The sequence below is a fragment of the Flavobacterium erciyesense genome (assembly GCF_018069925.1).
In the GTDB taxonomy this organism is placed as follows: domain Bacteria; phylum Bacteroidota; class Bacteroidia; order Flavobacteriales; family Flavobacteriaceae; genus Flavobacterium; species Flavobacterium erciyesense.
The window spans coordinates 74,638-101,517 of record NZ_JAGPXB010000007.1; the positions used below are offsets into that span (position 1 = coordinate 74,638).

25 protein-coding genes are annotated in these 26,880 nt (G+C 33.7%); 5 read left to right on the forward strand and 20 right to left on the reverse strand.

The genetic code is table 11. The annotated features are described in order from the left end of the window. Positions 1-97 precede the first annotated feature (97 nt). Both miaA and KBJ98_RS09230 read left to right on the forward strand, forming a co-directional pair. The gene (miaA, locus tag KBJ98_RS09225) at positions 98-1,015 is read left to right on the forward strand and encodes a tRNA (adenosine(37)-N6)-dimethylallyltransferase MiaA (protein WP_210789854.1); all 918 of its coding nucleotides are present in this window, start codon (positions 98-100) and stop codon (positions 1,013-1,015) included. Positions 1,016-1,045: 30 nt separating this feature from the next. Beyond that, positions 1,046-1,786 (forward strand): acyl-[acyl-carrier-protein] thioesterase, encoded by a 741-nt coding sequence (locus KBJ98_RS09230; RefSeq protein WP_210789857.1) that lies wholly within the window; start codon positions 1,046-1,048, stop codon positions 1,784-1,786. Positions 1,787-1,842: 56 nt separating this feature from the next. Here the strand turns inward: KBJ98_RS09230 and KBJ98_RS09235 are convergent, their stop codons facing one another. From KBJ98_RS09235 to KBJ98_RS09290, 12 genes are all read right to left on the reverse strand, one after another. Next, positions 1,843-2,559, reverse strand: coding sequence for a response regulator transcription factor (locus KBJ98_RS09235; protein ID WP_210789861.1), 717 nt, complete (start codon positions 2,557-2,559; stop codon positions 1,843-1,845). 3 nt (positions 2,560-2,562) lie between these two features. After that, complete coding sequence (locus tag KBJ98_RS09240; RefSeq protein ID WP_210789863.1) at positions 2,563-4,146, reverse strand: sensor histidine kinase; 1,584 nt, start codon at positions 4,144-4,146, stop codon at positions 2,563-2,565. Positions 4,147-4,205: 59 nt separating this feature from the next. Further along, a complete protein-coding gene (gene coaE, locus KBJ98_RS09245; RefSeq protein ID WP_210789866.1) occupies positions 4,206-4,802 on the reverse strand; it encodes a dephospho-CoA kinase in 597 nt (198 codons plus the stop codon). A gap of 1 nt (position 4,803) precedes the next feature. Beyond that, entirely contained in the window at positions 4,804-5,802 is a 999-nt protein-coding gene (locus KBJ98_RS09250) for a glycosyltransferase (protein ID WP_210789868.1), read from the reverse strand. A 123-nt stretch (positions 5,803-5,925) separates the two neighbouring features. Next, on the reverse strand, positions 5,926-7,116 hold the full coding sequence (gene fabV / locus KBJ98_RS09255; protein ID WP_210789870.1) for an enoyl-ACP reductase FabV: 1,191 nt from the start codon (positions 7,114-7,116) through the stop codon (positions 5,926-5,928). Between the two features lie 93 nt (positions 7,117-7,209). Further along, positions 7,210-8,862: a DNA repair protein RecN gene (gene recN, locus KBJ98_RS09260; RefSeq protein ID WP_210789872.1), complete on the reverse strand. Its 1,653-nt coding sequence runs from the start codon at positions 8,860-8,862 to the stop codon at positions 7,210-7,212. A 55-nt stretch (positions 8,863-8,917) separates the two neighbouring features. Beyond that, positions 8,918-9,802 carry a type IX secretion system protein PorD gene (gene porD / locus KBJ98_RS09265; protein ID WP_210789874.1) on the reverse strand — a complete coding sequence of 295 codons (885 nt, stop codon included), beginning with the start codon at positions 9,800-9,802 and terminating at the stop codon, positions 8,918-8,920. A 63-nt stretch (positions 9,803-9,865) separates the two neighbouring features. Beyond that, complete coding sequence (coaBC, locus tag KBJ98_RS09270) at positions 9,866-11,077, reverse strand: bifunctional phosphopantothenoylcysteine decarboxylase/phosphopantothenate--cysteine ligase CoaBC (protein ID WP_210789877.1); 1,212 nt, start codon at positions 11,075-11,077, stop codon at positions 9,866-9,868. A 9-nt stretch (positions 11,078-11,086) separates the two neighbouring features. After that, on the reverse strand, positions 11,087-11,404 hold the full coding sequence (locus KBJ98_RS09275; protein ID WP_026709525.1) for a DNA-directed RNA polymerase subunit omega: 318 nt from the start codon (positions 11,402-11,404) through the stop codon (positions 11,087-11,089). An 8-nt stretch (positions 11,405-11,412) separates the two neighbouring features. Continuing rightward, on the reverse strand, positions 11,413-12,207 hold the full coding sequence (locus tag KBJ98_RS09280) for an outer membrane protein assembly factor BamD (RefSeq protein ID WP_210789880.1): 795 nt from the start codon (positions 12,205-12,207) through the stop codon (positions 11,413-11,415). 128 nt (positions 12,208-12,335) lie between these two features. After that, positions 12,336-13,223 (reverse strand): 4-hydroxy-tetrahydrodipicolinate synthase, encoded by an 888-nt coding sequence (gene dapA, locus KBJ98_RS09285; RefSeq protein WP_210789883.1) that lies wholly within the window; start codon positions 13,221-13,223, stop codon positions 12,336-12,338. Between the two features lie 10 nt (positions 13,224-13,233). After that, entirely contained in the window at positions 13,234-13,752 is a 519-nt protein-coding gene (locus tag KBJ98_RS09290; RefSeq protein ID WP_210789885.1) for a DUF6913 domain-containing protein, read from the reverse strand. A 47-nt stretch (positions 13,753-13,799) separates the two neighbouring features. Here KBJ98_RS09290 and KBJ98_RS09295 point away from each other — a divergent pair, with 47 nt between their 5' ends. After that, entirely contained in the window at positions 13,800-14,579 is a 780-nt protein-coding gene (locus KBJ98_RS09295) for a 5'-nucleotidase C-terminal domain-containing protein (protein ID WP_210789888.1), read from the forward strand. A gap of 149 nt (positions 14,580-14,728) precedes the next feature. Next, positions 14,729-15,640, forward strand: coding sequence for a bifunctional metallophosphatase/5'-nucleotidase (locus KBJ98_RS09300; RefSeq protein WP_210789891.1), 912 nt, complete (start codon positions 14,729-14,731; stop codon positions 15,638-15,640). Positions 15,641-15,705: 65 nt separating this feature from the next. On the opposite strand, the gene KBJ98_RS09305 is transcribed toward KBJ98_RS09300, so the two are convergent. The 7 genes from KBJ98_RS09305 to rpsF all read right to left on the reverse strand — a co-directional run bounded on the left by KBJ98_RS09305 (position 15,706) and on the right by rpsF (position 23,521). Beyond that, on the reverse strand, positions 15,706-16,416 hold the full coding sequence (locus KBJ98_RS09305) for a hypothetical protein (RefSeq protein ID WP_210789894.1): 711 nt from the start codon (positions 16,414-16,416) through the stop codon (positions 15,706-15,708). A 7-nt stretch (positions 16,417-16,423) separates the two neighbouring features. Further along, positions 16,424-18,424 (reverse strand): NAD-dependent DNA ligase LigA, encoded by a 2,001-nt coding sequence (ligA, locus tag KBJ98_RS09310; protein ID WP_210789896.1) that lies wholly within the window; start codon positions 18,422-18,424, stop codon positions 16,424-16,426. A 74-nt stretch (positions 18,425-18,498) separates the two neighbouring features. Then, positions 18,499-18,972: a DUF6495 family protein gene (locus KBJ98_RS09315; RefSeq protein ID WP_210789899.1), complete on the reverse strand. Its 474-nt coding sequence runs from the start codon at positions 18,970-18,972 to the stop codon at positions 18,499-18,501. Between the two features lie 127 nt (positions 18,973-19,099). Further along, positions 19,100-22,276, reverse strand: a complete 3,177-nt coding sequence (locus tag KBJ98_RS09320) for a TonB-dependent receptor (RefSeq protein WP_210789902.1) — start codon at positions 22,274-22,276, stop codon at positions 19,100-19,102. Positions 22,277-22,374: 98 nt separating this feature from the next. Next, positions 22,375-22,815 (reverse strand): 50S ribosomal protein L9, encoded by a 441-nt coding sequence (gene rplI / locus KBJ98_RS09325; protein ID WP_210789905.1) that lies wholly within the window; start codon positions 22,813-22,815, stop codon positions 22,375-22,377. A gap of 62 nt (positions 22,816-22,877) precedes the next feature. Then, positions 22,878-23,174, reverse strand: a complete 297-nt coding sequence (gene rpsR / locus KBJ98_RS09330) for a 30S ribosomal protein S18 (protein ID WP_026715037.1) — start codon at positions 23,172-23,174, stop codon at positions 22,878-22,880. A 5-nt stretch (positions 23,175-23,179) separates the two neighbouring features. Continuing rightward, positions 23,180-23,521 (reverse strand): 30S ribosomal protein S6, encoded by a 342-nt coding sequence (gene rpsF / locus KBJ98_RS09335; protein ID WP_166133788.1) that lies wholly within the window; start codon positions 23,519-23,521, stop codon positions 23,180-23,182. A gap of 166 nt (positions 23,522-23,687) precedes the next feature. Between rpsF and KBJ98_RS09340 the strand changes: the two genes are divergently transcribed. Continuing rightward, positions 23,688-24,383 (forward strand): LytR/AlgR family response regulator transcription factor, encoded by a 696-nt coding sequence (locus KBJ98_RS09340; RefSeq protein ID WP_210789907.1) that lies wholly within the window; start codon positions 23,688-23,690, stop codon positions 24,381-24,383. On the opposite strand, the gene priA is transcribed toward KBJ98_RS09340, so the two are convergent. Continuing rightward, positions 24,380-26,827: a replication restart helicase PriA gene (gene priA, locus KBJ98_RS09345; protein ID WP_210789910.1), complete on the reverse strand. Its 2,448-nt coding sequence runs from the start codon at positions 26,825-26,827 to the stop codon at positions 24,380-24,382. The genes KBJ98_RS09340 and priA overlap by 4 nt on opposite strands. Between the last annotated feature and the right edge of the window lie 53 nt (positions 26,828-26,880).

The window sequence follows — 26,880 nt, forward strand, 5'->3', positions numbered from 1 at the left end:
TAAGGCATAAAAGGAGCTTCCTACGGTCGCTCTTTTACACCAAAAAAAACAAACTTCAATCACTGCGGGGTTTACGTTGCCATCTGGGCTAAAAAATATGAAATACCTAATCACTATCGTCGGACCTACAGCTATCGGGAAAACTTCTTTGAGCATTGTTTTGGCAAACCACTTCAATTGCGAAATTGTTTCATGTGATAGCCGACAGTTTTTTAAAGAAATGACCATTGGCACCGCTGTTCCAAGCATAGCTGAATTGGCAGCAGCCAAACACCATTTTATTCAAAACAAGTCTATTTTTGAAAATTATACAGTCGGCGATTTTGAAAAAGAAGCCATTGCAAAACTTAACGAACTATTTCAAAATAATGATTATGCCATTTTAGTAGGAGGTTCAGGTTTGTATGTTGATGCCATTTTAAAAGGTTTTGATGAATTTCCTGAAATTGATCCTGAATTGCGTCTTCAAATAAATACACAATACGAAAAATTGGGAATTGGATATTTACAACAAAAGCTAGAAGTTTTAGATCCAACTTATTACAGAACCCTAACCACAGAAAATCCGCAAACTTTACAAAACCCACAGCGTATGATGCGTTTTGTAGAAGTATGTTTGGGAACAGGAAAACCGTATTCCTCTTTCTTGAACCAGAAAAAAAACAACCGAGAGTTCACTCCTATTGTAATCGGTTTAGAAGCTGATCGAAAAATAATCTATAACCGAATCAACCAACGTGTAGATATCATGATGAATGAAGGATTACTAAACGAGGCCAAAACTTTATATCCCAATAAAGAACTAAATGCATTGCAAACCGTAGGGTACAGAGAATTATTTAGCTATTTTGACAAAGAGTTTTCATTAGAATTTGCCATCGAAGAAATAAAGAAAAACACTAGACGATTTTCTAAACGACAATTGACTTGGTTTAAAAGAAATGAAAACACCAAATGGTTTGACTTTGAAACCCCGTACACAACCATTATAGATTACATTAAACAATACAAATAATTCATTAAATCATAATTCATACTTAATTACATGCCTATTTCCCCTAATTTCAATTCCATTATCAGCAAACAATGGGATATTAATTTTACACAATGTGCGCCAAATGGCTACTTAAAGTATACTGATTTATGCAATATGTTACAGCTTACAGCAGCTACCCATTCTGAACTTGGAGGTATCAGTTTTTATGATATGCAGGAATTTCACCAAGCTTGGGTTTTAAGTCGCATGCGCGTTGAAATAGCAGAACTTCCAAAATGGGGCGATACTGTAACGGTAACAACATGGATCAATTCATTAGAAAATTCGCGTTCCGTTCGCGCCTTAGAAATGCATTTGAACGGAAAAAAAATTGTGGGCGCCGAAACCTTTTGGGCTGTATTTAACACCCAAAAACGCCGTCCAGAAGCATTGGCTTTACCATACGATCACTTTGAACTTTATCCTGAAAAAAGAGCTACCGTACACGGATTTAGTAAAGTAAATGTAAGCACTGCCATTACCAAAATTGCCGATAAAACAGTGTATATGTCAGATTTGGATATTGTAAACCATGTAAACAATGTCAAATATTTGGAATGGTGCCTTGATTACACTGCGACACCTCTACTATTAAAACAACAATTACAAAGCCTAGAAATGAATTTTTTAAAGGAATTATCACTTCAGGATCAAGTAGAAATTTTAAACCAAGAAGATGATAACGAAAGCCTTTTTAATATTACCAAAGAAGGCAAAACTTGCTTTGCTTTACAACTCAATTGGAAATAAAAAAATGCCCTAAGAAATTAATCTTAGGGCATTTTTTTATCTATTGTGAATTTCGATTATTGGGCAACTTTGTTTTTTACAACTAACCTGAAACCTTCACCGTGAATGTTTAAAATTTCAACATCCTCATCTAATTTTAAGTACTTACGCAATTTTGCAATATAGACATCCATACTTCTTGAGGTGAAATAATTATCATCTCTCCAAATTTTGGTTAATGCTAATTCTCTTGGCATCAAATCATTTTCATGTAAAATAAGCATTTTAAGCAACTCATTTTCTTTAGGAGAAAGTTTGATTGGCTCCTCATCTTTGTACGTTAAAAATCGAAGTTTAGAGTTCAAATGGAATTTACCAACTTTGAATTCAAACTGTACTTGTTCAGCCTTGGTATCAGATGATTTTCTCTGAATAATGGCTTTAATTTTCATTAACAAAACCTCAGAGTCAAACGGTTTATTTAAATAATCATCAGCTCCTGCTTTGTAACCTTTCAACACATCTTCCTTCATAGATTTAGCGGTTAAAAATATGATTGGAACATCAGTATTTTTTTCCCTGATCTCTTTTGCTAGTGTATATCCATCTTTATAAGGCATCATGACGTCTAAAATACAGAGATCATAGGTATCCTTTTTGAATTTTTCAAATCCTTCCATACCATTTTTAGCTAAAGTCACATCAAAATCATTTAGCATCAAATAATCTTTTAAGACTGCTCCAAAATTAAGATCGTCTTCTACTAAAAGTATTTTTTTATTTACATTTTCCATATTCTAATTTATTAATGGTAATTTTATTATGAAGGTACTTCCTTTTCCCTTTTCACTTTCTACATAAACTTGACCGTTATGGTCGTCAACTATTCTTTTCACATAAGCAAGGCCTAAACCGTGCCCTTTTACATTGTGGATGTCACCAGTATGTTCTCTATAAAATTTTTCAAAAACACGTTTCTGAGCTATTTTACTCATTCCTAAACCTCTATCTTTAACTTTAATAATGATAACATCTTTAATGTTTTCAGTATAAATATCTATCTCAGGTGCGTTAGGAGAATACTTAATCGCATTCTCTAAAATATTCACAATTACATTCGTAAAATGAACATCATTGATAAGAACGGTTGTTCTAACGGCCTTAAAATAACATTGTACTTTTCCGCCTCTGTCTTCTAATATTAAATTCACGTGATCAATAGCATCCTCTATTATATCATGAATATTGTTTGAATCCTTTGTGATATCAAGCTCTTTCTTCTCTAATTTCGATATTCGCAAAACGTTTTCAACTTGGGCATGCATCCGTTTGTTCTCGTCTTTAATCATTTGCAAATACCTGAGAACTTTTTCCTTGTCTTCAATTATTTTTGGGTTCTTTATAGCATCAAGAGCTAGGTTAATGGTAGCAATTGGTGTTTTGAACTCATGCGTCATATTATTGATAAAGTCGTTTTTTATTTCTGATATCTGACGTTGTCTGATTAACTGATTTAATGCACTTGTGTAGGCTATCAAAATAATTAATGTAAAAACAATTGAAAGAATAGTAATGCTCACCAATTCTGATAACAAAAACTTCTTTTTCTGCGGAAAAGTAACCAGCAATTGGTATTTACTATTCCCCTCGTTATCTGTAAAAATCGGAATCGAATAAGTTGCCTCTTTGTTGTATTTAAAATCATTAGATTTAACAGCTGTAGCAATATTGTTGTTGTAAACACTAAACTCAAACTTGGTATTAACACCAGATTCTGCCAATTCTTTTTTAATTAATTTACTCAGTGTTTCTTTCGAAACTCGCTCCTGAATGGGCAAAACCGAAGCAAAATCTTTATAAAAAATTTCAAATGAAGCATTATCTAAAACATTCAAATTACCTGATTTTTCAATTTTAATATCAGGAATCATACTTTGGTTCAATCCTGAGTTATCTATTGAATTATCATCATAAACCTCTGTTACCCTCTTGGCACTAAAGCTTTTGAATTTATCGTTGTTATATTTTTTATCAAAGAACGAAGGCGAAATATTATAATCTTCAGAAATAATACTGTTTGAATAAATGATCGTTTTTTTGGTACGCGGATTTTTTTGAACGTAGTAAAATTCCAAGATATCATCTCTCTTTGGCACCTTACCTGTACTATCCTTGTAATGATTTATCTTATCGTAAAAATTATAAGCTTCTTGTTTCTGAATCTTTTCGGCAACATTGCCAATCACTTGGTTCACATGAAACTTGAACTGCTCATCGTTATTTTCAAAAGAATTGTTAAACCAATATACCTGTACCAGAATTATCCCGATGAGGGACAAACTCATTAACAATACAAGCAGTCTAAAGAAAAGTTTATTCATCGAAACAAATTTAGTATTTTAACAATATATTAAATGATAGATTAACCAAACATTAACATCTAGGACTGTTTTTGTTTAATCTCTAAAATTTTAAGAATTTTAGCAATTTGTACTTTAGCTAAATCTAAATCGTCATTTTCAATAACAAAATCACTTAAAGGAATTCGTTGATCATCAGCCCATTGCGCATTAATTCTTTGTAAAACAAGCTCTCTTGTAGTTTGGTCTCGTTCTACAACCCTTGCAATTCGGGCCTCAAGGGATGCAATTACAGTTATAACGCAATCACATTCTTTATATTTTCCACTTTCAAATAAAATAGCAGCTTCATAAAGTACGTAAGGAAAATGTTTTTGCTTTAGCAACCAATTGTCAAAATGTTTTTTAACTGCTGGATGAACAATTCTATTCAATTTTTGCAATTGTTGAGATTCATTAAAGACAATAGCTGCTAATTTTTGTCTGTTAATTACACCGTTTTCAATTATACTAGTACCAAATACATCTACGATAGCGGCTATAATGCTAGGATCTTGCATTACTTCCCTACCCGCGTCATCGGCTAAATAAATAGGAATACCTGCCTCTTTGAAATAAGTAGCAATAGTAGATTTTCCACTACCAATACCTCCAGTTAACCCGATAATTTTTGTCATATTATTTTTTAAAAAATAACTCTGGAAATGCTAGTTGGGGTTTTTGTTTTAAAACAATCACTTTAATGTAAGAGTTTAAAAAACCAATACCGTAACCATAAAATTGTTTCCAAACAGCAACTAGCGACAAATAGCCAATTTTAAAGCTTTTAGTTTGATAAGTTGCCGTTACAAAAAGTATAGCAAAGTATAGGAAATACAACTGTAATAAATAATCAAAATTGCAAAACACTGCTACAAGAGCTACCAATAAACCAACGATAAATACACTTGGAAAGAAAAAAGTTAATTTGTTATGCTCAGGATACCAACTGTTCAAAATAGGCCTTGCTTTACCAAACTTGTTTACTTGAATAGAGAATTTATCCCAATCAATTCGGCGTTTATGATACACATAAGCTTCTGGAAACAATTTGGTTTCAAATCCTAAATTCCACAAGCGAATGGATAAATCTGGATCTTCGCCTGGATGAATGTTGCCAAAGCCTTTTGAAGCTTGAAAGGCTTTCCGCGACAATCCCATATTGAAACTACGAGGCTGGAATTTATCTATTTTTTCTGATCCACCACGGATTCCGCCGGTTGTCAAAAAGGATGTCATGGCAAAATTGATTGCTTTTTGAATATCTGAAAAACTATCTAAAGCACGATCTGGACCACCAAAACAATCCACGTAATTTTTTTCTAATGCACTTGCCACATTATTCAGATAATTAGCTGGAATGATACAATCCGAATCAAAGATGATAAAATAATCACCACGTGCTTTATCCATACCGTAATTTCGAGAATCACCTGGCCCTGAATTTTCTTTGTAATAATAACAAATATCCAATCGATCACCATATTTGCTAGCCACATCTTGACACCTAATGGTCGATCCATCCTCAATCAAAACAATTTCAAATAACTCTGTATAGGTAGTTTTGGATAGGCTCTCTAGTAATTCATCAACTTCGTCTGGCCTATTGTATACTGGAATAATTAAGGAAAATAACATAATAGAAAATGGTGGTTTTACAACACTTTTTTAATTCAAAAAATTTTAACAAAGATACTCTAATCCATAAAAAAACCATCAACTTTTCAGCGATGGTTTTTTATATAATTTTATGATTTCGGATTAAGCAATGCTTTCAATTCCCATCATTTCATTCGCTTCCGCTTTGTAATCAACACCAGCTACGTCAAATCCGAATAAGTTATAAAAGTCTTTTCTATATCCTTCAAGATCACCAATTTCAGCAACATTTTCAGTTACAGCTTGATCCCAAAGTAATGCTACCTTTTCCTGAACATCTGCACGCATCTCTAAATCATCGATTCTGATTCTGCCTTTTTCATCAACAGGAACTTCACCGTTAGTATACAAACGCTCTTGATACAAACGTTGAATTTGCTCAATACAACCCTCATGAATTCCTTCTTGTTTCATGATTTTGTATAATAATGAAATATACAAAGGAATAACTGGAATAGCAGAACTCGCTTGAGTTACCAATGCCTTATTTACTGATACGAAAGCTTTTCCATTCAAATCAGCTAAGCTATTTGTAATTTCAAAAGCTGTAGCTTCTAGGTGATCTTTAGCGCGACCAATGGTTCCTTTTCTATAAACAGCCTCTGTCAACGCAGGCCCAATGTATGAATACGCAACAGTTGTTGCTCCTGGAGCAAGCAAATTAGCTTCTTTCAAAGCGTCAATCCACATAGCCCAATCTTCACCACCCATTACGGCTACAGTATTTTGGATATCTTCATCATTGCATGGAGCAATTGAAATTTCAGAAACTTTACCAGAGTGAAAATCAACTGTTTTATTGGCAAAAGTATCACCAATTGGCTTTAATACCGAACGGTGCAAAACACCTGTTACAGGGTGTAAACGCACAGGACTTGCTAAACTGTATACAATTAAATCAATTTGACCTAAATCTGCTTTGATTAAATCAATAGTTTGTTGTTTGATTTCTTTTGAAAATGCATCTCCGTTTATACTTTTGGCGTATAAACCTGCTTTGTGTGCTTCTGCCTCAAAAGCTGCAGAATTGTACCATCCTGGCGAAGCTGTTTTTCCTTCTGCTGGTGCTTTTTCAAAAAACACACCAATAGTAGCGGCATCAGATCCAAAAGCACTAGTAATTCTTGAGGCTAAACCAAATCCAGTAGAAGCTCCAATTACCAATACTTTTTTAGCACCATCAATACTGCCTTTTGATTTAATATATTCAATTTGATTTTTTACATTTTGCTCGCATCCCGCTGGGTGAGATGTTGTGCAAATAAATCCTCTCATTCTTGGTTCAATAATCATATTCTTGCTTATTCGTTTATGTACAGTTTTAGTTTTTTTGTGTGAATGCTTTGCAAATGATTGCCAAAACGCTGACAAATATAATTTAAAAAATTAGTTCAACAAGGCTTTTGCATGATTTAAGGCCGAGTCAGAGACTACAGTTCCAGACAACATTTGAGCGATTTCTACTACTCTATCTTCAGCAGACAGCAATCTCAATTCCGATTGCGTATCTTCTCCAACAGTTGATTTTAGAACTTTGAAATGCGCATTTCCTTTGGCAGCAATTTGCGGTAAATGCGTAATTGCAAATATTTGCATCTGTTGACTCATTTGCTTCATGATTTCGCCCATCCTAATAGCGATTTCTCCTGAAACTCCAGTATCAATTTCATCAAAAATTAAAGTAGGTAGTTTTGAATACTGTGCCAAAATAGCTTTTACGGCCAACATAATTCGCGACATTTCACCACCAGAAGCTACCTTTTTCAAAATCCCGAAATCAGTTCCTTTGTTTGCCGAAAACAAAAATTGAAGTTCATCTTTACCATTCGTATGATATATTTTTGAAGGCAATACTTGAATATCAAAGCGAACGTTAGGCATACCCAAAGATGCTAAAATAGTAACCAATTGCTCTGTCAAGACCGGAATAGCAACGTGTCTATTCTTACGAATTAGCTCTGCCATAGCATCTAATTGCTCTGTATAAGAAGACAACGAAGCAGTTAAAGATGCAATATCCTCTTCCATTGTTCCTAACTCTAAAACAGCATTCTCTAATCCAGTTTGAATAGCCAATAACTCTTCAACGGTTGCTACTTGATGCTTTTTCTGCAAAGAGAAAATCAATTGCAATTTTTGACTTAGTAAATTGAGTTGTTCTGGATCATCGATCAACTTCTCCGCATTGCGATTCATTTCAGCAGAAATATCATCAAACTCAATAGCTAAACTTGTAATGCGATCTAACAAAAGCGCATAGTCATTAGAAAAAGGAGCTATTTTTTGTAAAGCAGCTTTAATTTCATTCAAATTATGGAAAACTCCAATTTGCTCCTCGTTCGAAATTGCTAAAGCCTTTTGAAGGGATTCTTTGATGATTTCAACATTATTTAATTTTTCAAATTCTGTCTCTAAAACTTCTTGCTCACCAGCTTTTAGTTTGGCAGCCTGCAATTCTTGCAATAAAAAGGTATTGTAATCTTGTTCTTTTTTAGATTCAGCTTGTTTTTTAAGTAGCGCATTCAATTTAGATTGATCTGCTTTGAATTTTTTTAATAACGACTGATATTCTGATATCGTTACATTATTTGAAGCAATTGCATCAATAATTGCAAACTGTACTCCTTCATCAGATAATTCTTGAGTTTGTTGCTGTGAGTGAATGTCCAAAAGAAAAACACTCAAATCCTGCAACTCTTGTAAATTCGCTGGACTGTCATTAATAAATGCTCTCGATTTTCCCGAAGGCAAAATCTCACGTCTAATAATAGTTTCATCCTCGTAATCCAGATCGTTTGATTCAAAAAACGGACGAAGATTGTATTTGCTAATTTCAAACTGTGCTTCAATTACACATTTTTCTTCTTTATTTTTTAGAGAACTTAGGTCGGCTCTTTTGCCCAAAACTAATCCTAAAGCACCTAAAATAATAGATTTTCCTGCACCAGTTTCACCTGTAATAATAGAAAATCCAGAAGAAAAATCAATACTCAGCTTTTCTATTAAAGCGTAATTTTTTATCGAAAGTGACGTAATCATTAGTTTGATTTATTAATAGATAATTGGCAGTAAAAAGAGGATTTTTTTTATGAAATTAAAAAGTCATCATAGCCCACTTACTAGAGTTTAAAGGCGAAATTTTATTCAACCCATCAACCAAATCTGCGGTAGGTACAGATGGTCCTCCTGAAAAAATAGAAACTATTTCATCAGACTTAGCATCAAAAAAAACTCTTGACAAAAAAGCATTTGGCCTTGATGAATTTAATTTGGAAAGGTTGATCAGCGCTGTTTTTACGTTATTTTTCGCACTCTTACTATCCTGACTCATAACATCGAGTGCGGTGTGGTAATCAAACATTGCTTGCCTTATTGGCTGGAATGGTGGCGACAATAAATCATTAATTAGAAAGAAGCGGGTTTGATTTCCATCTGCTTGACTCCAACCTTTAGCACCACCTTGTTGTGCGACCGTTGCAATGTTTTGGGCGATTTCTAAACTACTTGAACCTGAATTGGCTACAAAAGTGTCAGCATCTAAACCCAAAATCATATAGCTGTAAAAAGCTAAAACAGAAACTAAATTAGAATCGTACGAAGCCGGGTTAAAAAACAGGTTTTCAAACTCAACGTATCTAAAACTAAAATCTTTATCGTTATAATTTAAAACTGGCGAAGCGTAAGTAGAATTATAAATTGGTCTAGAGGATTGCACCTGAATAGTAGCCGAAAATTGATCTGAACTATTAGAATTGATAGTAATATACATCGAGCAGTTAATCTTTTCAGACTGTTTTAAAACTTGGCCTGTCCAATCAGTTTTGTTAACAAACTCTGTTATCGATGTTTGTAAAGTTTTAAAAACCTGCTGATTAGTTGCACTTAACCGCTGTGAATCAACAGTAACTGTGCAGTTAAGCTGTTGTGCTTGTCCGTATCCACAAATAAAAAGGAGCAAAAAAGTAACTAATTTATTCATCTTTAACTTTCTGTATTTGTTTGACTCGGTTTTTTAAACAGCAGTTTTTTAGCTCTGTTTTAACTACAAATTAAAATGTTTCAAAACTTTTGCGACAATGTCAGCGGCAACTGCTTCTTTGGATTTCAAAGGCATTGGCTCAATCGAAAAATTCTTATCGATGAAAGTAATTTTGTTGGTAGGTGTACCAAATCCTGCACCGTCATCTTGCAACGAATTTAAAACAATCAAATCTAAGTTTTTTTTCTGAATTTTCAATTTGGCATTCTCAATTTCATTTTCTGTTTCTAAAGCAAAACCTATCAAAAACTGTTGTTTTTTCTGAGCTCCAAAAGAAGATAAAATATCTTTTGTTTTTTCCAGTTCAATTGTAAAATCATCTGATGCTTTTTTAATTTTCTGATCAGCTTTATACTTAGGCTTGTAATCGGCCACAGCAGCGGCAGCAATTGCAACATCTACATCCTTATAAAACTCGTGACATGCTTGGTACATTTGTTCTGCAGCCACAACAGGTACAACTTGAATTAAGGAATGATTTATTTTTAAATGTGTAGGACCTGTAACTAAGGTCACCGAAGCACCTAAATCAGCAGCTACTTGTGCAATATCAAAACCCATTTTTCCAGACGAATGATTACCTATAAAACGTACAGGATCTATAGCTTCATATGTTGGGCCAGCAGTAATTAGAATTTTTTTCCCTTTCAAAGGCAATTTACTCTCTAAATCAGCCTCTATAAAAGCAATTATGTTCTCCGGCTCAGCCATTCTACCTTCGCCCGATAAACCACTTGCTAACTCTCCTGTTTCAGCAGGTATCATTACATTACCGAAACTACTTAAAGCCTGAAAACTAGCAACAGTCGATGGATGCTTGTACATATCTAGATCCATTGCTGGAGCAAAATAAACTGGACATTTAGCTGATAAATAGGCCGCAATAAGTAGATTATCACAAGTGCCGTGAGTCATTTTCGATAAGGTGTTGGCTGTTGCAGGAGCAATAACTATAAAATCAGCCCAAAGTGCTAATTCTACGTGATTGTTCCATTTTTCATTCTCGTCGTCTTGATTGTAAAAACTAGAGTGAACCGGATTTTTGGAGAGCGTAGATAAAGTAAGCGGCGTTACAAAATCCTTAGAAGCAGGTGTCATGATCACTTGGACATGTGCACCTGCTTTTATGAAAAGTCGAACTAATGACGCTGTTTTATAGGCTGCAATTCCACCAGAAATTCCTAGTAGAATTTTCTTCCCGTTTAAAACTGACATAGTACTTTATTATTTGTTTGAATCTCTGTGGTAGATTTTACCGTCTAACCATTCTTGAACAGCTAAAGCGTGTGGCTTAGGCAATTTCTCGTAAAATTTAGACACCTCGATTTGTTCTTTATTTTCAAAAACTTCTTCAAGACTATCATTGTATGTAGCAAACTCTTCTAACTTCTCAGTCAATTCTTTTTTGATTTCAGAGTTAATTTGATTTGCTCTTTTAGCCATAATGGTTATCGCTTCATACACATTACCAGTAGGTTCTTCAATAACTGTTTTATTGTAAGTTATTGTATTTACTGGAGCATTCGTCTTTTTTAAATCCATGACTTTATTTATTTAGTAAATTTTTGTAAATCTTTTTCTATTCGAGCTAACATTGCTGTTACTTCTTTTTTATATTTTGTTTCCGCATTAAACTTAATCAAACTTGACTGTGCTACTTTAGCTGCATTTAAACGCTCTTCCATCTTAGCTGGAATACTATTTATCGCCAATTGGTATGCCGAATCAAATTTGTAAAACAAAGCATCCTCTTTAAAAGGCGTACCTGGGTAATCAGCTACGAAATTATCTAGAGCCACGATAGCAGCTTTGTATTCTGAAATTGTATGATAACCTTTGGCATTTTCGAACACCTTTTTTTGAATTTTTCCACTCAAAGTCTGCACAATCGCATTTGCTTCTGCTAGATAAGTTGAATTCGGATAAGCATCAATAAAAGTTTGCAATTTATCAAGCGATTTGTTAGTTTCTGTTTGATCTAAACTATACACTGGAGACAACATTGAATAACTCTTGGCGCCAAGAAACGCAGCTTCCTCTAATTTTTCACTTTTTGGATAACCTGAAACAAAACTCTCAAACTGATATCCAGCCAAATAATATTGTTTGGTTTTAAAATAAGACTGAGAAAACATGTAAAACAACTTTTCTGCTTGAGGTTTTCCGCGATACGAAGGCGATATTTGTTCAAAAAGACGAATAGCTTTATTGTATTTACCTGCATCATACATTTTAGTTGCTAAATCAAATTTAACAGCCATATCTTCTGATTTTAAGGCTTTTTGATACTCATTACAAGAACACAACAGAACAACTACAATAAAAAGCGATATTATTTTTTTCATTTTCTTACTTATTTCATGATTTGCAAGCTGAAACTACTTACAGAATCACGCCGAAGTTTCGTCGGCAAATTTAGTTATTAATTTAGCGACTGCAAAATATATTTTTTATTTAAAAAAAAGTAGCTTTTTTAGCTAATTTTTGAAAGTTTACCCACAAAAGCTGCAATTCGAGTAGACAAATCATCATTAACGGTAACCAAAGGCAAACGTACCGTATTTTCGGTTAGTCCTAATACACTAAAAACTTCTTTAATACCGGCTGGATTTCCTTGTTCAAAAATCATATCAATACTTTCTGCTAGGAGGTATTGTGTTTTAAAAGCCTCATCAACTTTGCGATTAAGCCCCAAACGAATCATCTCTGAAAATTCTTTTGGAAATCCTTGACCTATAACTGAAATCACACCTGCTCCTCCTGCCAAAACCATTGGTAACGCAATCATATCATCCCCAGAAATAACCAAGAAGCCTTTTGGTGCATCTTTGATTAATTGCATGGCTTGAACGATATCGCCTGCTGCTTCCTTAATTGCAACTACATTACTGAACTCATTTGCTAATCGAACAACAGTAGAAGGCAACATATTACTTGATGTTCTACCTGGTACGTTATATAAAATAACGGGAATTGGCGATGCTTGCGCAACAGCCTTAAAGTGCTGGTAAATTCCTTCCTGTGTTGGCTTATTGTAATACGGAGAAACCGACAAAATAGCTGCAAATGCTGATAAATCTCTCGTTTTTAACTCTTCTACTACTTTTGCAGTATTGTTTCCACCCACTCCTAAAACCAAAGGCAACGTTCCTTTATTCGCTTCGATTACAGTTTTAATTACCAATTCCTTCTCCTCGTGAGATAAGGTGGCATTTTCGGCAGTAGTACCTAAAACTACTAAATACTCAATTCCCCCATCGATTGAAAATTGAACAATTCTTTTCAAAGCTTCTATATCGATTGAAAAATCTTTTTTAAATGGAGTGATTAAGGCAACTCCGGTCCCTATTAATGCCTGCATGATAGTCTATTTATATTTTGTTAAGTATTTTTAGGTATTTGAATAATTCATCTACAAAAACCGCAGGCTTTGTATCAGCGGATTGTATCAGCAAATGGTTCAATCGTTGGTCTACGGTATCAAACCCCACTTTAAATTCTGCTTTTGATTGTTGAGCTACTTTAATCAAAAAGGGATTAGGTTCGTTAAAAAAATTAATCAGTAAATCAAACTTTATATCACAAAAATCAGTTGTCAATTTGTCATTAACACCACCGCTCCAACCGAAATCGTTCGGGCTGAAATAAGTGACATTTTCGGCAAAACAATTTGTATTATCTGATTTAAAAACTAAAAACGAACTTTTTTCGACTTTAATCCCGTGTGTCAAAACTCCCTTTAATAAATCATTGTGATACTCTTTCTTTTGATCATCTGCTAGTATTCCAACTGTTTTAATACGGCTGTTTACCACGTTTGTTCTTAAATTACCCCATCCAGAATTTAATGTTTTTTTTACCAAAAAACGCTTTAAATAATTTAAAAACATAGTACTTTTACCTGATTACAAATTTAATTAATAAAGTCGCATTTAAAATGGTAAATTTAAAAAAGTATAACGATTTTTTGAAACTTTTTGTTATATTCTTAACACTTAATAGTATTGCATCATGTAGCAATCAGCAATATTACGTTACAAAAATTGAGGGAAAGAAAGTTCCAATTAACAATACGAATTCGCAAGTTGCTGCAATTGAAAACTTTGTAGCTCCATACAGAGAGCACATCAATAAAGATTTGGATAATGTTTTGGCAATTTGCCCTGAAACACTTGACAAAAGTACCGGGAAATGGCAAACCAAAATTGGAAATTTAATGGCTGATGTAACATTACAATATGGTACCAAAGCATTTCAATTAAGAGACAAAAAAAGTATTGATATTTGTTTGCTTAATAGTGGCGGTATTCGTTCTATTCTTCCAAAAGGTAATGTAACAGCTCGCACTGCCTTTGAAATCATGCCTTTTGAAAACAGTCTAGTTGTAATTGCACTAAAAGGAGAGCAAATTATTGAAATGGTAAATTTCTTTATTGCCGAAAAAAAACCACATCCTTTAGCAGGAATTACTTTTACAATTGACAAAAACAAACTTGCAAAAAATATAGTAATACAAGGAAAACCGATTCAAAACGACGCTATTTACTACGTTGGTACCAACGATTACTTAGCCAACGGCGGAGACAATATGAACTTTTTCAAAAAAGGAATTCAAAAATTTGATTTGGAATACAAATTACGTAACATCTTAATTGACTATTTCAAAGATGTTGAAACTATTGCGGTTCCAAACGACGTGCGAATCACAGAAGAATAAAAATATAGTTTTTAAACAGAACTAAATATAAAATAGTAGTAGCAAAATAGATTAAAACCGATTAGGATTTTCTATTTAGCAATAACAAAATTAGGAACAGCATTCTAAGTTAAAAATATTGTTCCTGCTTTTAATAAAAAAGTATACACATGAAAAGAAGAGAGTTTATAGAAAAAACTGCTGCCGGTTCTGCACTACTTGGCTTAGGAGTATCGTTAAGTAGTTTTGGTACTTCAAAAACAAAACATTTGACTATTTTACACACAAATGACGTACATAGTTACATTGATCCGTTTCCAGCTGACCATCCAAGAAATGCAAATATGGGCGGTGTTGCACGCCGCGCTGCATTAATTGAAACCGTACGCAAAGAAAATCCAAATGTATTATTATTAGATGCGGGAGATATTTTTCAAGGAACTCCCTATTTTAATTATTACGGAGGTGAATTAGAGTTCAAATTAATGAGCATGATGCAATACGATGCTTCTGCTATTGGGAATCATGATTTTGACAACGGAATTGATGGTTTACGCGCACAATTGCCTCATGCAAAATTTGATTTTTTATGTGCTAATTACGATTTTAAAAATACTGTGATGGACGGTTTTGTAAAACCATTCAAAGTATTTAACAAGGATGGTATCAAAGTGGGTGTTTTTGGACTTGGAATAGAATTAGCCGGTTTAGTTGATAAAAACTTATCGAAAGAAACAGTCTACAATGACCCACTTGAAATTGCGCAAGATATGGTTCGCATTTTGAAAAAAGAACAAAAATGCGATCTTGTAATTTGCCTTTCGCATTTAGGATACAAATACAGAGACGAACCAAACAAAATATCTGATATAAAATTAGCAGAACTAACACAAGATATCGATTTGATTATTGGAGGGCACACGCATACTTTTTTAGACAAGCCAACAGTTGTAAAAAATAAAGCTGGTCAAGATGTACTAGTAAACCAAGTGGGCTGCTACGGCATAAATTTGGGGCGTATTGACTTTTACTTCGATAATGATAAGGCAAAAGCTATCGATGGCAAAACTATAATTGTATAAAACCTTCCTATTGAAAATAGGTTTTACAAAAAAAGAATCGATTTAGTTAATCGATTCTTTTTTTTTTACGAAAGCGTAACGAAATCTGACTTATCCTCAATGTCACGTACATACTTATAAAAAGAATAATAACAACATACGTGAAGTATCATTATTAAAGGTTCGAAATGAGATAAAGGAAATTTTACCAAAAAGCATTTTTCGATTAGTAATAAAAAATAAAGCGAAGCATACAGGATTCCAAAAATAAACAACCAAACTGTATTATTACTTAAGTATTGATTTATGTACAAAGATGCGATAATACCTAATGCAACAGCAACAACTACATTCTGAATTATAATTACAGTGTAACTATTGGCTGGCAATCCTTCTGAATTGATCAGTAAATAAGAGAAAATACTTAAAAATGGCATAACGGCCAAGATTGCAATTCCTGTTTTTTTGACCCTTTGTAGTTTTAAAATTAAAACAATCAATAAAATCCGAAAAATTACAATCGAAATTACTCCTAGAATCACAAATAACATCGAAGGATTCATCATCAATACACTTGCGGCCAACAAAAAAATGCAACAAATAATAAAAATAGGATTTCTTCTTTTTGATGATAACCAATACAAGGCTATTAAAAAAACAGCTATCGTTGGCTTATATAAAACTGTAAATAGATGATTTTCTCTCCATTCCGCAACTACAGCTACTAACGAAAATGCAAAAAGCAAAAAAACAAGAATGTTTTCAGTCGAAAATTGAGTTTTTTTAAATGATACCATAATTATTTTAAGCTATTAAGTTCATAAAATCATCCTCCGAAATAATCGAAACATTCAACTTTACAGCCTTGTCCAATTTTGCAGGACCCATATTTGCTCCAGCGATCAAATAATTTGTTTTGGCAGAGATAGAACTTCCTACTTTTCCGCCGTTATCTTCAATTGCTTTCTTCAACTCGTCACGAGAAAATTTCTCAAAAACACCAGAAACCACAAATGTTTTTCCAACCAACAAATTAGTTGCATTAGGATTTGTATTTTCTAATAGCTCAAACTGTAAACCATAATCTTTTAAGCGCTGTATGGTAATACTGTTTTGTTGGTTTTGAAAAAAGTCCATGACACTTTGAGCAATGCGCTCTCCTATTTCATCAACTAACATCAACTCTAACAAATTTGCCGCTCGCAAAGCATCAATACTTTTATAATACTTGGCCAATTTTTTAGCGACAGTTTCACCAACAAAACGGATTCCCAATGCATAAAGTACACGCTCAAACGGTATACTTTTTGATTTTTCGACACCATTTACTAGGTTTTCAGCTGATTTTTGAGCCATCCTTTCTAATGGTAAAATATCAGCAACCTTCAAGTCATAAAGATCTGCGTAATTTTGAACTAAATTGTTTTGATACAATAGCGCAACTGTTTCGCCACCCAATCCTTCAATATCCATAGCTTTTCGAGAAATAAAATGCTGAATACGACCTATAATTTGCGGCGGACAACCATAAAAATTGGGACAATAATGATTAGCTTCGCCAGCGTTCCTTACTAGATTACTTTCACATTCCGGACATTTATCAATATACATCGTAGGCTCAGCGTGAAGGAGTCGTTGGGTTAAATCAACAGCAATAATTTTCGGGATAATTTCGCCGCCTTTTTCAACAAAAACAGTATCTCCAACCCGAATATCTAATTTTTCAATTTGATCCGCATTGTGTAAGGAAGCTCTTTTTACAATTGTACCTGCCAACTGTACTGCCTTTAAATTAGCAACAGGTGTTATTGACCCTGTCCTACCTACTTGATACGAAATAGATTCTAAAATGGTAGCAACCTGCTCTGATTTAAATTTATAAGCCATCGCCCATCTTGGTGATTTAGCTGTATAACCCAATTCGTCTTGAAATTGTAGGTTATCCACTTTTATGACTACACCATCTGTTTCGTAAGGCAAATTGCTTCGGTTTTGATCCCAAAATTCAATAAATTCAAAAACCTCGTCTAAATTTTGAGCCAATTTTGATTCTTGAGGAACTTTAAAACCCCATTTTCTCGCAGCTTGTAAGCCTTCAAATTGAGATTGAAAAGGAAGGTTGGGGCCAATCATAAAATACAACAAACAGTCTAGCGGGCGTTTGGCTACTTCGGCACTGTCTTGTAATTTTAAACTTCCTGAAGCTGTATTCCTTGGATTTGAATAAGGTGTTTCACCAAGGGCAATCAAATCTTGATTCATTTTTTCGAAACCTGCAAAAGGCAAAACGATCTCACCACGAATATCGAATTTTTCAGGAAAATCATTTCCGTTCAAAGAGAGAGGAATTGATTTGATAGTTTTTATGTTATTCGTAACATCGTCTCCTTGAAAACCGTCACCACGAGTTAATGCCCGTTTCAACTGTCCGTTTTCATAGGTAATACTTATAGAGGCGCCATCGTATTTAAGCTCACATGTATATTGCAAAGGTACATCACCTAAAGTTTTCTTTATTCGGTTTTCCCATTCTATTAAATCTTCTTTTGAATACGAATTATCTAGCGAATACATGCGGTATTCATGTGCAACAGTTTCAAAATTCTTAGTTACAGCACCACCAATTCTCTGCGTTGGAGAATTAGAATCGTACCATTCTGGATGTACATTTTCAAGATCTTGAAGGGCCTTTAGTTTCATATCAAATTCATAATCCGAAATTAATGGTGTATCTAACACATAATAATTGTGGTTATGAAAGTGTAATTCTTCGCGTAATTTTAATATTATCTTTTGGTCATCCATAAAAAAAAATTGGTCATTTTAGTACCTATAATCAGTGTACTAAAATAACCAAATTAAACCAAAAAACAACATAATTAGGATGTGATAATCGAGTTTATTTGTTGGTATAACTGACCGTCGCTCAAAAAAGCTCCTTGTTGTATCAATTGAAAAATTGATGAATTTCGCTCTTCTGTGAATTCTTTTTTACCTACTTTCATTTCAATAGTATCAGTAAACATATTGTCACTCAACCATTGTAAACCTTCACGCGTTAGAAAATCAACATCAGGAACTAATGATTTTAAAACAATTGATTGTACGTGTGTATCAAAACATTCAAAAAGAAAAATATGATTTTTAGAAAAATGCTCTAAAAAAGTTGCTCTAGACAAAACACCTTCCCAAATCAAATCAGAGAAAACATCTAATTCTTGCTCTGCTACTTCAGGTTTTTCTAATTTAATTTTATCCCATTCCGCTTTATCAATTGCTTGGGTTGCTAAGAAATTAGTAAACTCTTGCGTTAATTCTTCAAATTGCTCTTTTGTAAGTCTTGAATATTTCATGAAATATATAATTGCTATTGGTCCGAATACGGACTTTGATTAAAATAAAAATGGGTGCAAATTTATAATTTTAAAACCAAAAAAGCCTTCTTTTTCAAGAAGGCTTTTGGGTACTTTAAAATATCTACTAAAAGATATATCTTAATCCGAATTGTGCTTGCCATCTTGACAATAAGCTAGCATCATAATTGAATGTTTTTGTTTGCGTTCCGTTAAAAGTATAAGTAGGTACTTTTGTAGTTTGATTAACGCTAACTCCAATAGGTTGGATACTTGTAGGAACCTGTACTAATCCCCAATCAGAATTGATTAAATTTCCAACATTTAAAACATCAATACTAAATTGAATAGTGTTAGTTTTAGACGATTGAGAAGAAGGCTTAAAGTTAAAATCTTGAATTAATTTCATATCCCATTTTCCTCTCCAAGGTGCTAAAGCTCCATAACGTTCTGCGTACTGCCCTCTTCTACCACTCAAATACTTATCTTGACTAATAAATGCATCAAAAGCAGCACCTTGACCAGGAGCACTAAATGCCATAGCACCAATTTCAGTAGTAGTTGGAACGTAAATTAAGTCGTTAGTTCCTGATCCGTCATTATTAATGTCGCCACCGTAAATGTAGTTAAAACGACCTCCTTGAGCATATTCAAAGAAAGTTGAAATTGTTGTAGCCCATGCATCATTAGAACCGTATTTCCATTTTTTTGAACCTACACCAATAAAACGGTGTGTATCTCCATATTTAGAATTTGATAAAACAGCATTGTTTACATTTCCTAAAGCAGGATTAAATGCAAACGCATCACCTGTAATTTCAGCTTCGATAGAGTTCACATCTTTGGCAACTAGGTAGTTGTAAGCTAAACTAGCGAATACTCCGTTATCAAATGTTTTTTGCAACTTTACAGAAGAGTTCAAAACATAACCTTTACTAGAATTGGTCATTACATAAGCATTGTTAGCACCTTTATCTGAAGCATTGTAGATTAAACGATTATCTACACCTGCCAAAGTACCTGATGGAGTTCTTAATCCCCAGTTTTGAACGTGTACCCCATTAATATCTTTATTGTAAGCAACATCAAGTGTAGCAATATAATTATTTTTGAAACGGTGATCCAAACCTAAACTACTTCTCCATACTTGTGGCCACTTAAAGTCTTTATCCATAATTTGGAAGAAACCATCATCAGCACCACTTACTTGATTTCCTAACCAAACGAAAGGAAGTTTTCCTGTAAAAATTCCAGAACCTCCACGCAATTGTGTTGTTTTATCACCTTTTACATCCCAATTAAAACCAAATCTAGGAGACCACAACAATTCAGCAGTAGGTAACGTAGTTGAGATTAATTGCTCATTCATTTTAGTTGTTGGATTGTAATACAAAGTGTTATTGTTTCTTGTAGCTCCATTTTGCGTATCAATATATTTCTGAATCAAATCTGACGTATTAAAATACAATGGCTTATCAACTCTAATACCATACGTGAATTTGAAATTCTCAGTAATATTCCAATCATCTTGCACATAGAATGCAGCTTGACCTACATTTAATTCCGCTAATTTCCAGCCGTTATCAGCACCAACAGCAAAAGTGTTTTTTGTTGCAGCTGTGTTTTGCGCGTAAAGTAAATTTTGTGCAATAATACTACTAGCAAATGGTTTAGCAGCATCTGTTAAAAAATCTTGTACACTGAAGTACGGAGAAAAGAAAGTTCCAGCATAACCATTTGGATTACCAAAATTATCATAACCAGCAAGATTAAATGAGTTTTCAAATTGGTACTTTTCAAACGAACCACCAAAGGTAAGTGCATGTGTTCCTACAGTATAATTTAAATTATTTGTAATTTGTAAAACCTTTTGACTTAAAGTATTATTGATAGAGAAAGGCTCGTGTCCTGCGATAATATAATTAGATCCATTACTTTGAATATTAATTACTGGTGCTGGTGTCGAAAAAGGGTTTCTAAAATCATTGAATGTTGTGTATCCGGCTTGTAATTTGTTAGAAACAGTTTCACTCACTTTTGAATTAAGCTCTACTAAAAATGAACTCAACTCATTGTTAATTTGGTAACCTGATTTTTCAAATTGAAGTGTATTTGCATCCGGTCCTCTAAATCCTAATGCTGATGGATGTGCTGGTTTATCTTTACTAGCATCTAAAAAATTGTAGATAACTGCTAATTTATTGTTGTCATTGATATTCCAGTCCAATTTAAAAATTCCTTTATTAGAATTTGAGTTGTGCTTGAAACCTTGATAAGCTCCAGCATTGTATCCCAATCTACTCAATGCAGATGAAACAGCAATTAAATCAGACTCTAAAACTCTTGATTCATTCACTCCGGCAACTCCATCACCATTATTAGCCACGAAATTAGACCCCAAATCACTTCTTTGGTCAATTTCATAATTGGCAAAAAAGAAAAGTTTGTCTTTTACAATTGGTCCACCTATGCTAAAACCTGCTTGAGTTTGCTCTAAAGAAGGAACAAAAATATCTTGTCCTTTAATACGTCCACCTGTAAGATCTTGATTTCTAAAAAAAGCATAAGCTGTACCATGAAACTCATTAGTACCTGATTTAGTAACTGCATTCACAGATGCTCCTGTAAAACCAGATAAAGTAACATCATAAGGAGCAGTAGCTACTTGAATTTGATCAATTGCATCTAATGAGATTGGTTGAGAACCCGTTTGTCCACCTGGTGTAGCAGCATCTAAACCAAAAGGGTTGTTAAACACAGCTCCGTTCAATGAATAACTATTATATTGATCATTGCGACCACCAAAAGACCCTCCACTTGCAGATGGCTCTAAACGTGTAAAGTCCTCTGCAGATCTAGAAATTGTTGGCAAAGCTGATAACTCTTTTCTACCAATTGTAGTCTCAGCACCTGTTCTACCGTTACCAAATACTTTGTTTTTAGCTCCTGTAACTTTCACCTCGCTCAATTGCATACTTTCGTCTGATAATTCTGCATCCAAAATTAATGCTTTACCAAGTTCTAAATAAACCTCATTAAATTCTTGAGATTTGTAACCTACAAAGGAAACGGTAATCTTGTACGGTCCACCAATACGCATGTTAAGCATATTGTATCTTCCATCTACGTTTGAAACTCCAGAATATTTAGATCCTGTAGGAGTGTGAACTGCTAAAATTGATGCCGAAGGTAATGTTTCACCCGTTGTGCTTTTTACAATTCCTTTAATACTAGAAGTTGTAGTTTGACCAATCATGGTGACCGAACTACAAAAGATAAGTAATAATGTAATGATTTTTTTCATTTGTTTGAGTATGTATTGTTTGTGGCGCGAAATTAAGCAAAAAAAAATCACTCCGAAGAGTGATTTTAGTAATTTATTAACGAAATGCTAACAAAATATTATTTTTCTGCAACAATTTCATAGTCTAATTCAACTATAACATCTCTGTGTAAACGTACACTAGCAGTATATTTACCAGTACGTTTCACAATTCCGCTTGTGATGAATTTTCTATCAACCGATTGACCACCTTTAGCTAATGCCTCAGCGATATCACTGTTAGTGATTGAACCGAATAATTTTTCTCCACCTGCTTTTGCAGAAATTTTGATTTCAATTGCTTTTAAAGCTTCACCAAGTGCTTTTGCATCTGCAACCACTTTAGCTTCTTTGTGCGCTCTTTGTTTTAGGTTTTCAGCCAATACTTTCTTTGCAGAAGAAGTAGCTAATTGAGCGAACCCTTGTGGGATTAAGTAATTACGACCGTAACCATTTTTTACAGTTACTACATCGTCTTTAAACCCTAAATTTTGAACGTCTTGTTTTAAAATAAGTTCCATGTTGTTGTCCTTGTATTGTAGAAGTTAGCCCGCCTAGGCGAGGCAACAACTTTGATTAATTATTATTTAAGTAAATCCGCTACGTACGGCATTAAAGCTAAGTGACGTGCTCTTTTCACAGCTACAGACACTTTTCTTTGGTATTTCAAAGAAGTTCCTGTTAAACGACGAGGAAGAATTTTTCCTTGCTCATTTACAAATTTCAATAAGAAATCAGCATCTTTGTAATCAACATACTTGATACCTGATTTTTTGAAACGACAGTATTTCTTAGTTTTGTTAGTTTCTATGTTCAAAGGCGTTAAATATCTGATATCTCCGTCTTTTTTCCCTGAAGCTGATTGTTGTAATGTTGCCATGATAATTAAGCTTTTGTAGATTTTAATTTAGTTCTTCTTCTTTCAGCCCATGAAATAGCATGTTTATCAAGACTTACAGTCAAGAAACGCATAACTCTTTCGTCACGTCTAAATTCAGTTTCAAATGCAAGTAGTACTTCTCCAGATACTTTAAATTCAAACAAATGGTAAAAACCACTTTTTTTGTTTTGAATTTCGTAAGCCATCTTTTTAAGACCCCAGTCTTCTTTCGACACCATTTCAGCACCTCTACTAGTAAGAAAATCTTCAAATTTGCTTACTGTTTCCTTTACCTGAACTTCAGATAAAACGGGATTTAAAATGAAAACAGTTTCATAATGATTCATAAAAATATATTTATTGTTAATTTGGGTGCAAAAGTAATCATTTTTTTAAAATAAGCAACATTATTTCATTTTTATTCGACGTATGACAAAAAAAGGAATAGCAAGTGGTTACAGATTAAAAAATAATTATTATGTTTACAATGCCAAATCTAAAAATTGAAAAATTATGAAACTAAACTGTGTAGTTGTAGATGATAGCTCCATTCAGAGAATGATTATCGCAAAGTTAGTTAATAATCACCAAAGCCTACATTTAATCGGTGATTTTTCTAATGCTATTGAAGCGCGTAGTTGTATGTCTATTCACAATGTTGACCTGATTTTTCTCGACATTGAGATGCCAGTAATTAGTGGATTTGATTTTTTGGATGGTTTAAAAGTCAAACCGCAGATCATTTTTATCACCTCAAAAGCAGAATACGCAATGAAGGCTTTTGATTATGATGCCACCGATTATTTACAAAAACCAATTGCAATTGATCGTTTTAATTCGTCTGTAAAAAGAGCTATTGATTTTCATTTACTTAAAAAAGAAAATAAAGACGAAGAAGGTGATCACATTTTCATTAAAAGTAATCTTAAGAAACTAAAAATATTTACATCAAAAATCAAATGGATTGAAGCATTTGGAGATTATGTAAAAGTAGTGACAGAGGATGATAGTAATTTGGTTTTGTCTACAATGAAGGCTTTTGAAAGCGACTTACCAAAGGATAAGTTTGTTCGTGTACACAAATCGTATATCATCAATATTGACAAGGTAGAACGTTTTAATAGTAAATTTGCCGAAATAGGTTCGACAAAAATACCATTGAGTCGTCACAAAAAAGAAGATTTAGTAAAAGCTTTGTCTTTTTCTTAATAAAAATCAACATTTACAGAAACTTTAATTGCTCTGTATTGCGCAACAGCTTCAAAACTATTCAGGATTTTCTGGATAGTTTTTTTTGTTGTAGCAACCCCAACATTTTGAGGCATTTTAATCATAATTGTACGCAAATATTCATTACGAATCCTACTTATCGCTGGCTCTTCTGGACCCAAAACAGGCATATCTAAATTTTGTTGTAAAACCTGATACAACCACAGAGAGCCTTGCTTCAATTTATCATAATCACGCTGCTTTAAAGTAAGCTTAATGATTCTAAAGTAAGGAGGATACTTATAAATTTGCCTATCATACAATTGCTCTTTATACATACCAACATAATCATTTCTGGTAACTTGTTGAATCGTATTGTGATTGACATTGTAGGTTTGAATAATTACTTTTCCTTGTTTTTGAGCGCGCCCTGCCCTACCTGCAACTTGTGTCATCATTTGATAACTACGCTCAAAAGCACGAAAATCAGGATGGTAGAGCATATTATCAGCGTTTAAAATCCCAACTAAGCTTACGTTATCAAAATCCAGTCCTTTGGCCAACATTTGCGTACCAACCAAAACATCAATTTCTCTATTTTTAAAGGCATCAATTATACGTTCAAAGCCAAATTTACCTCTTGTCGTATCTTGATCCATACGTCCTATTCTTGCATTCGGCAAAATAGTAAGTAACTCTTGTTCTATTTGCTCGGTACCAAATCCTTTAGTCAACAAATCAATACTAGAACATGAATGACAATTAGTTGGTTTCGCCATAGTATAGCCACAATAATGGCATCGCAATTGATTTTTATTTTTATGATAAGTCAAACTTACGTCACATTGCTGACATTGCGGAACATGCCCACAAGTCATACATTCTACCACAGGTGAATAACCCCTTCTATTCTGAAATAAAATTACTTGTTCTCCCAACGAAAGTGCTTGCCCCATCTCAGCAATTAAAACATCACTAAAATGACCTGTCATTTTTTTCCTGAAATATTTATCTTTTAAATCAACCAATTCAATGACCGGTAGCTGCACGTTACCGTATCGTTTACTAAGCTCAACTAATCCAAACTTTCCGGATTGTGCATTGTAATAGGTTTCGATACTTGGTGTTGCAGATCCTAGTAGCACCTTAGCTTTATGAGAATGAGCCAATACAATAGCCGCATCTCTCGCATGATAACGTGGCGCAGGATCTACTTGTTTAAAGGTTTGTTCGTGCTCTTCATCTACTATAACCAAACCTAGATTTGAAAATGGTAAAAACAAAGCAGAACGGGCACCAATAACAACTTGCGCTTTTTCTGAATTTGACAAAACTTGCCTCCATACTTCAATACGCTCGTTATTATTGTATTTGGAATGATAAACAGCCACTTTGTTACCAAAATAAGCATTTAACCGGCTGACTAATTGAGTGGTCAACGCAATTTCAGGCAACAAATACAGGGTTTGTAATCCTGAGTTTAGATACTCTTGAATAAGCTGAATGTAGATTTCCGTTTTACCACTTGAGGTTACACCATGCAATAAGCAAACTTCTTTAGACTCAAAAACTGCCTTGATAGCCAAGCTCGCTTCCTCTTGTTGCTCACTCAATTTCAATTCGCTGGCATTTTTGGCTCCAAATTCTACGCGATCTGTTTCTAAAAAATACTCTTCGAAAATTTCTTTTGTTATTAAAGCTTTAACAACTGCAATTGATGACTGTGTTATTTCTACTAATTTCTTTACTGTTACCGGCTTTTTTTCACTTGCACTAAGTTGAAAAAAAGCCATCACAATTTCTCGTTGTTTTTGAGCGTTTTTTAAGTTGTTTAGCAAAACACCCAAACCCAAATCGCCATCATATTGAGAGTGCAAGCGCACATATCGAATTAATTTGGGCTTATAACTTTCTTGAATCGCTTCCTGAAGTACTAAAATATTTTTATCAACTAACTTTTGAATGACAGGAAAGATATTCTTCTTGTTCAATATTGCAATAATATCGTTGACTTTTAAGGTAGCTTGTTGTTGTAGCGCCTCGTACACTAAAAACTCATCGTCACTTAATAGTGAAACATCTATTATTGTACTATTTTGCTGCGAAATAACTGTTTCACTCTCCAACAACAAAGCGCTTGGCATGGCACCGCGGTACACATCACCAATAGCACACATGTAATACGATGCAATCCATTGCCAGTGTTGTATTTGAATCTCAGTAACAACTGGTTTTTCATCTAATATTTGGTTAATTTCTTTTGCTTCATACAAAACAGGCGCGTTTTGATGCGTAGCTATCGCTAAACCAGTATAAATTTTACTTTTACCAAACGGAACCGCTAAGCGCATCCCTATTTGAATAAACTTATATTCTTCCTCGGAAATAGCATACGTAAAGGTCTTAGCCAAAGATAGCGGCAAAATTACTTCAACAAAATACATGTATTATTTTTTTACTTTGAAAGCTTATTACTTTACGTTTTTGATTTATTCAA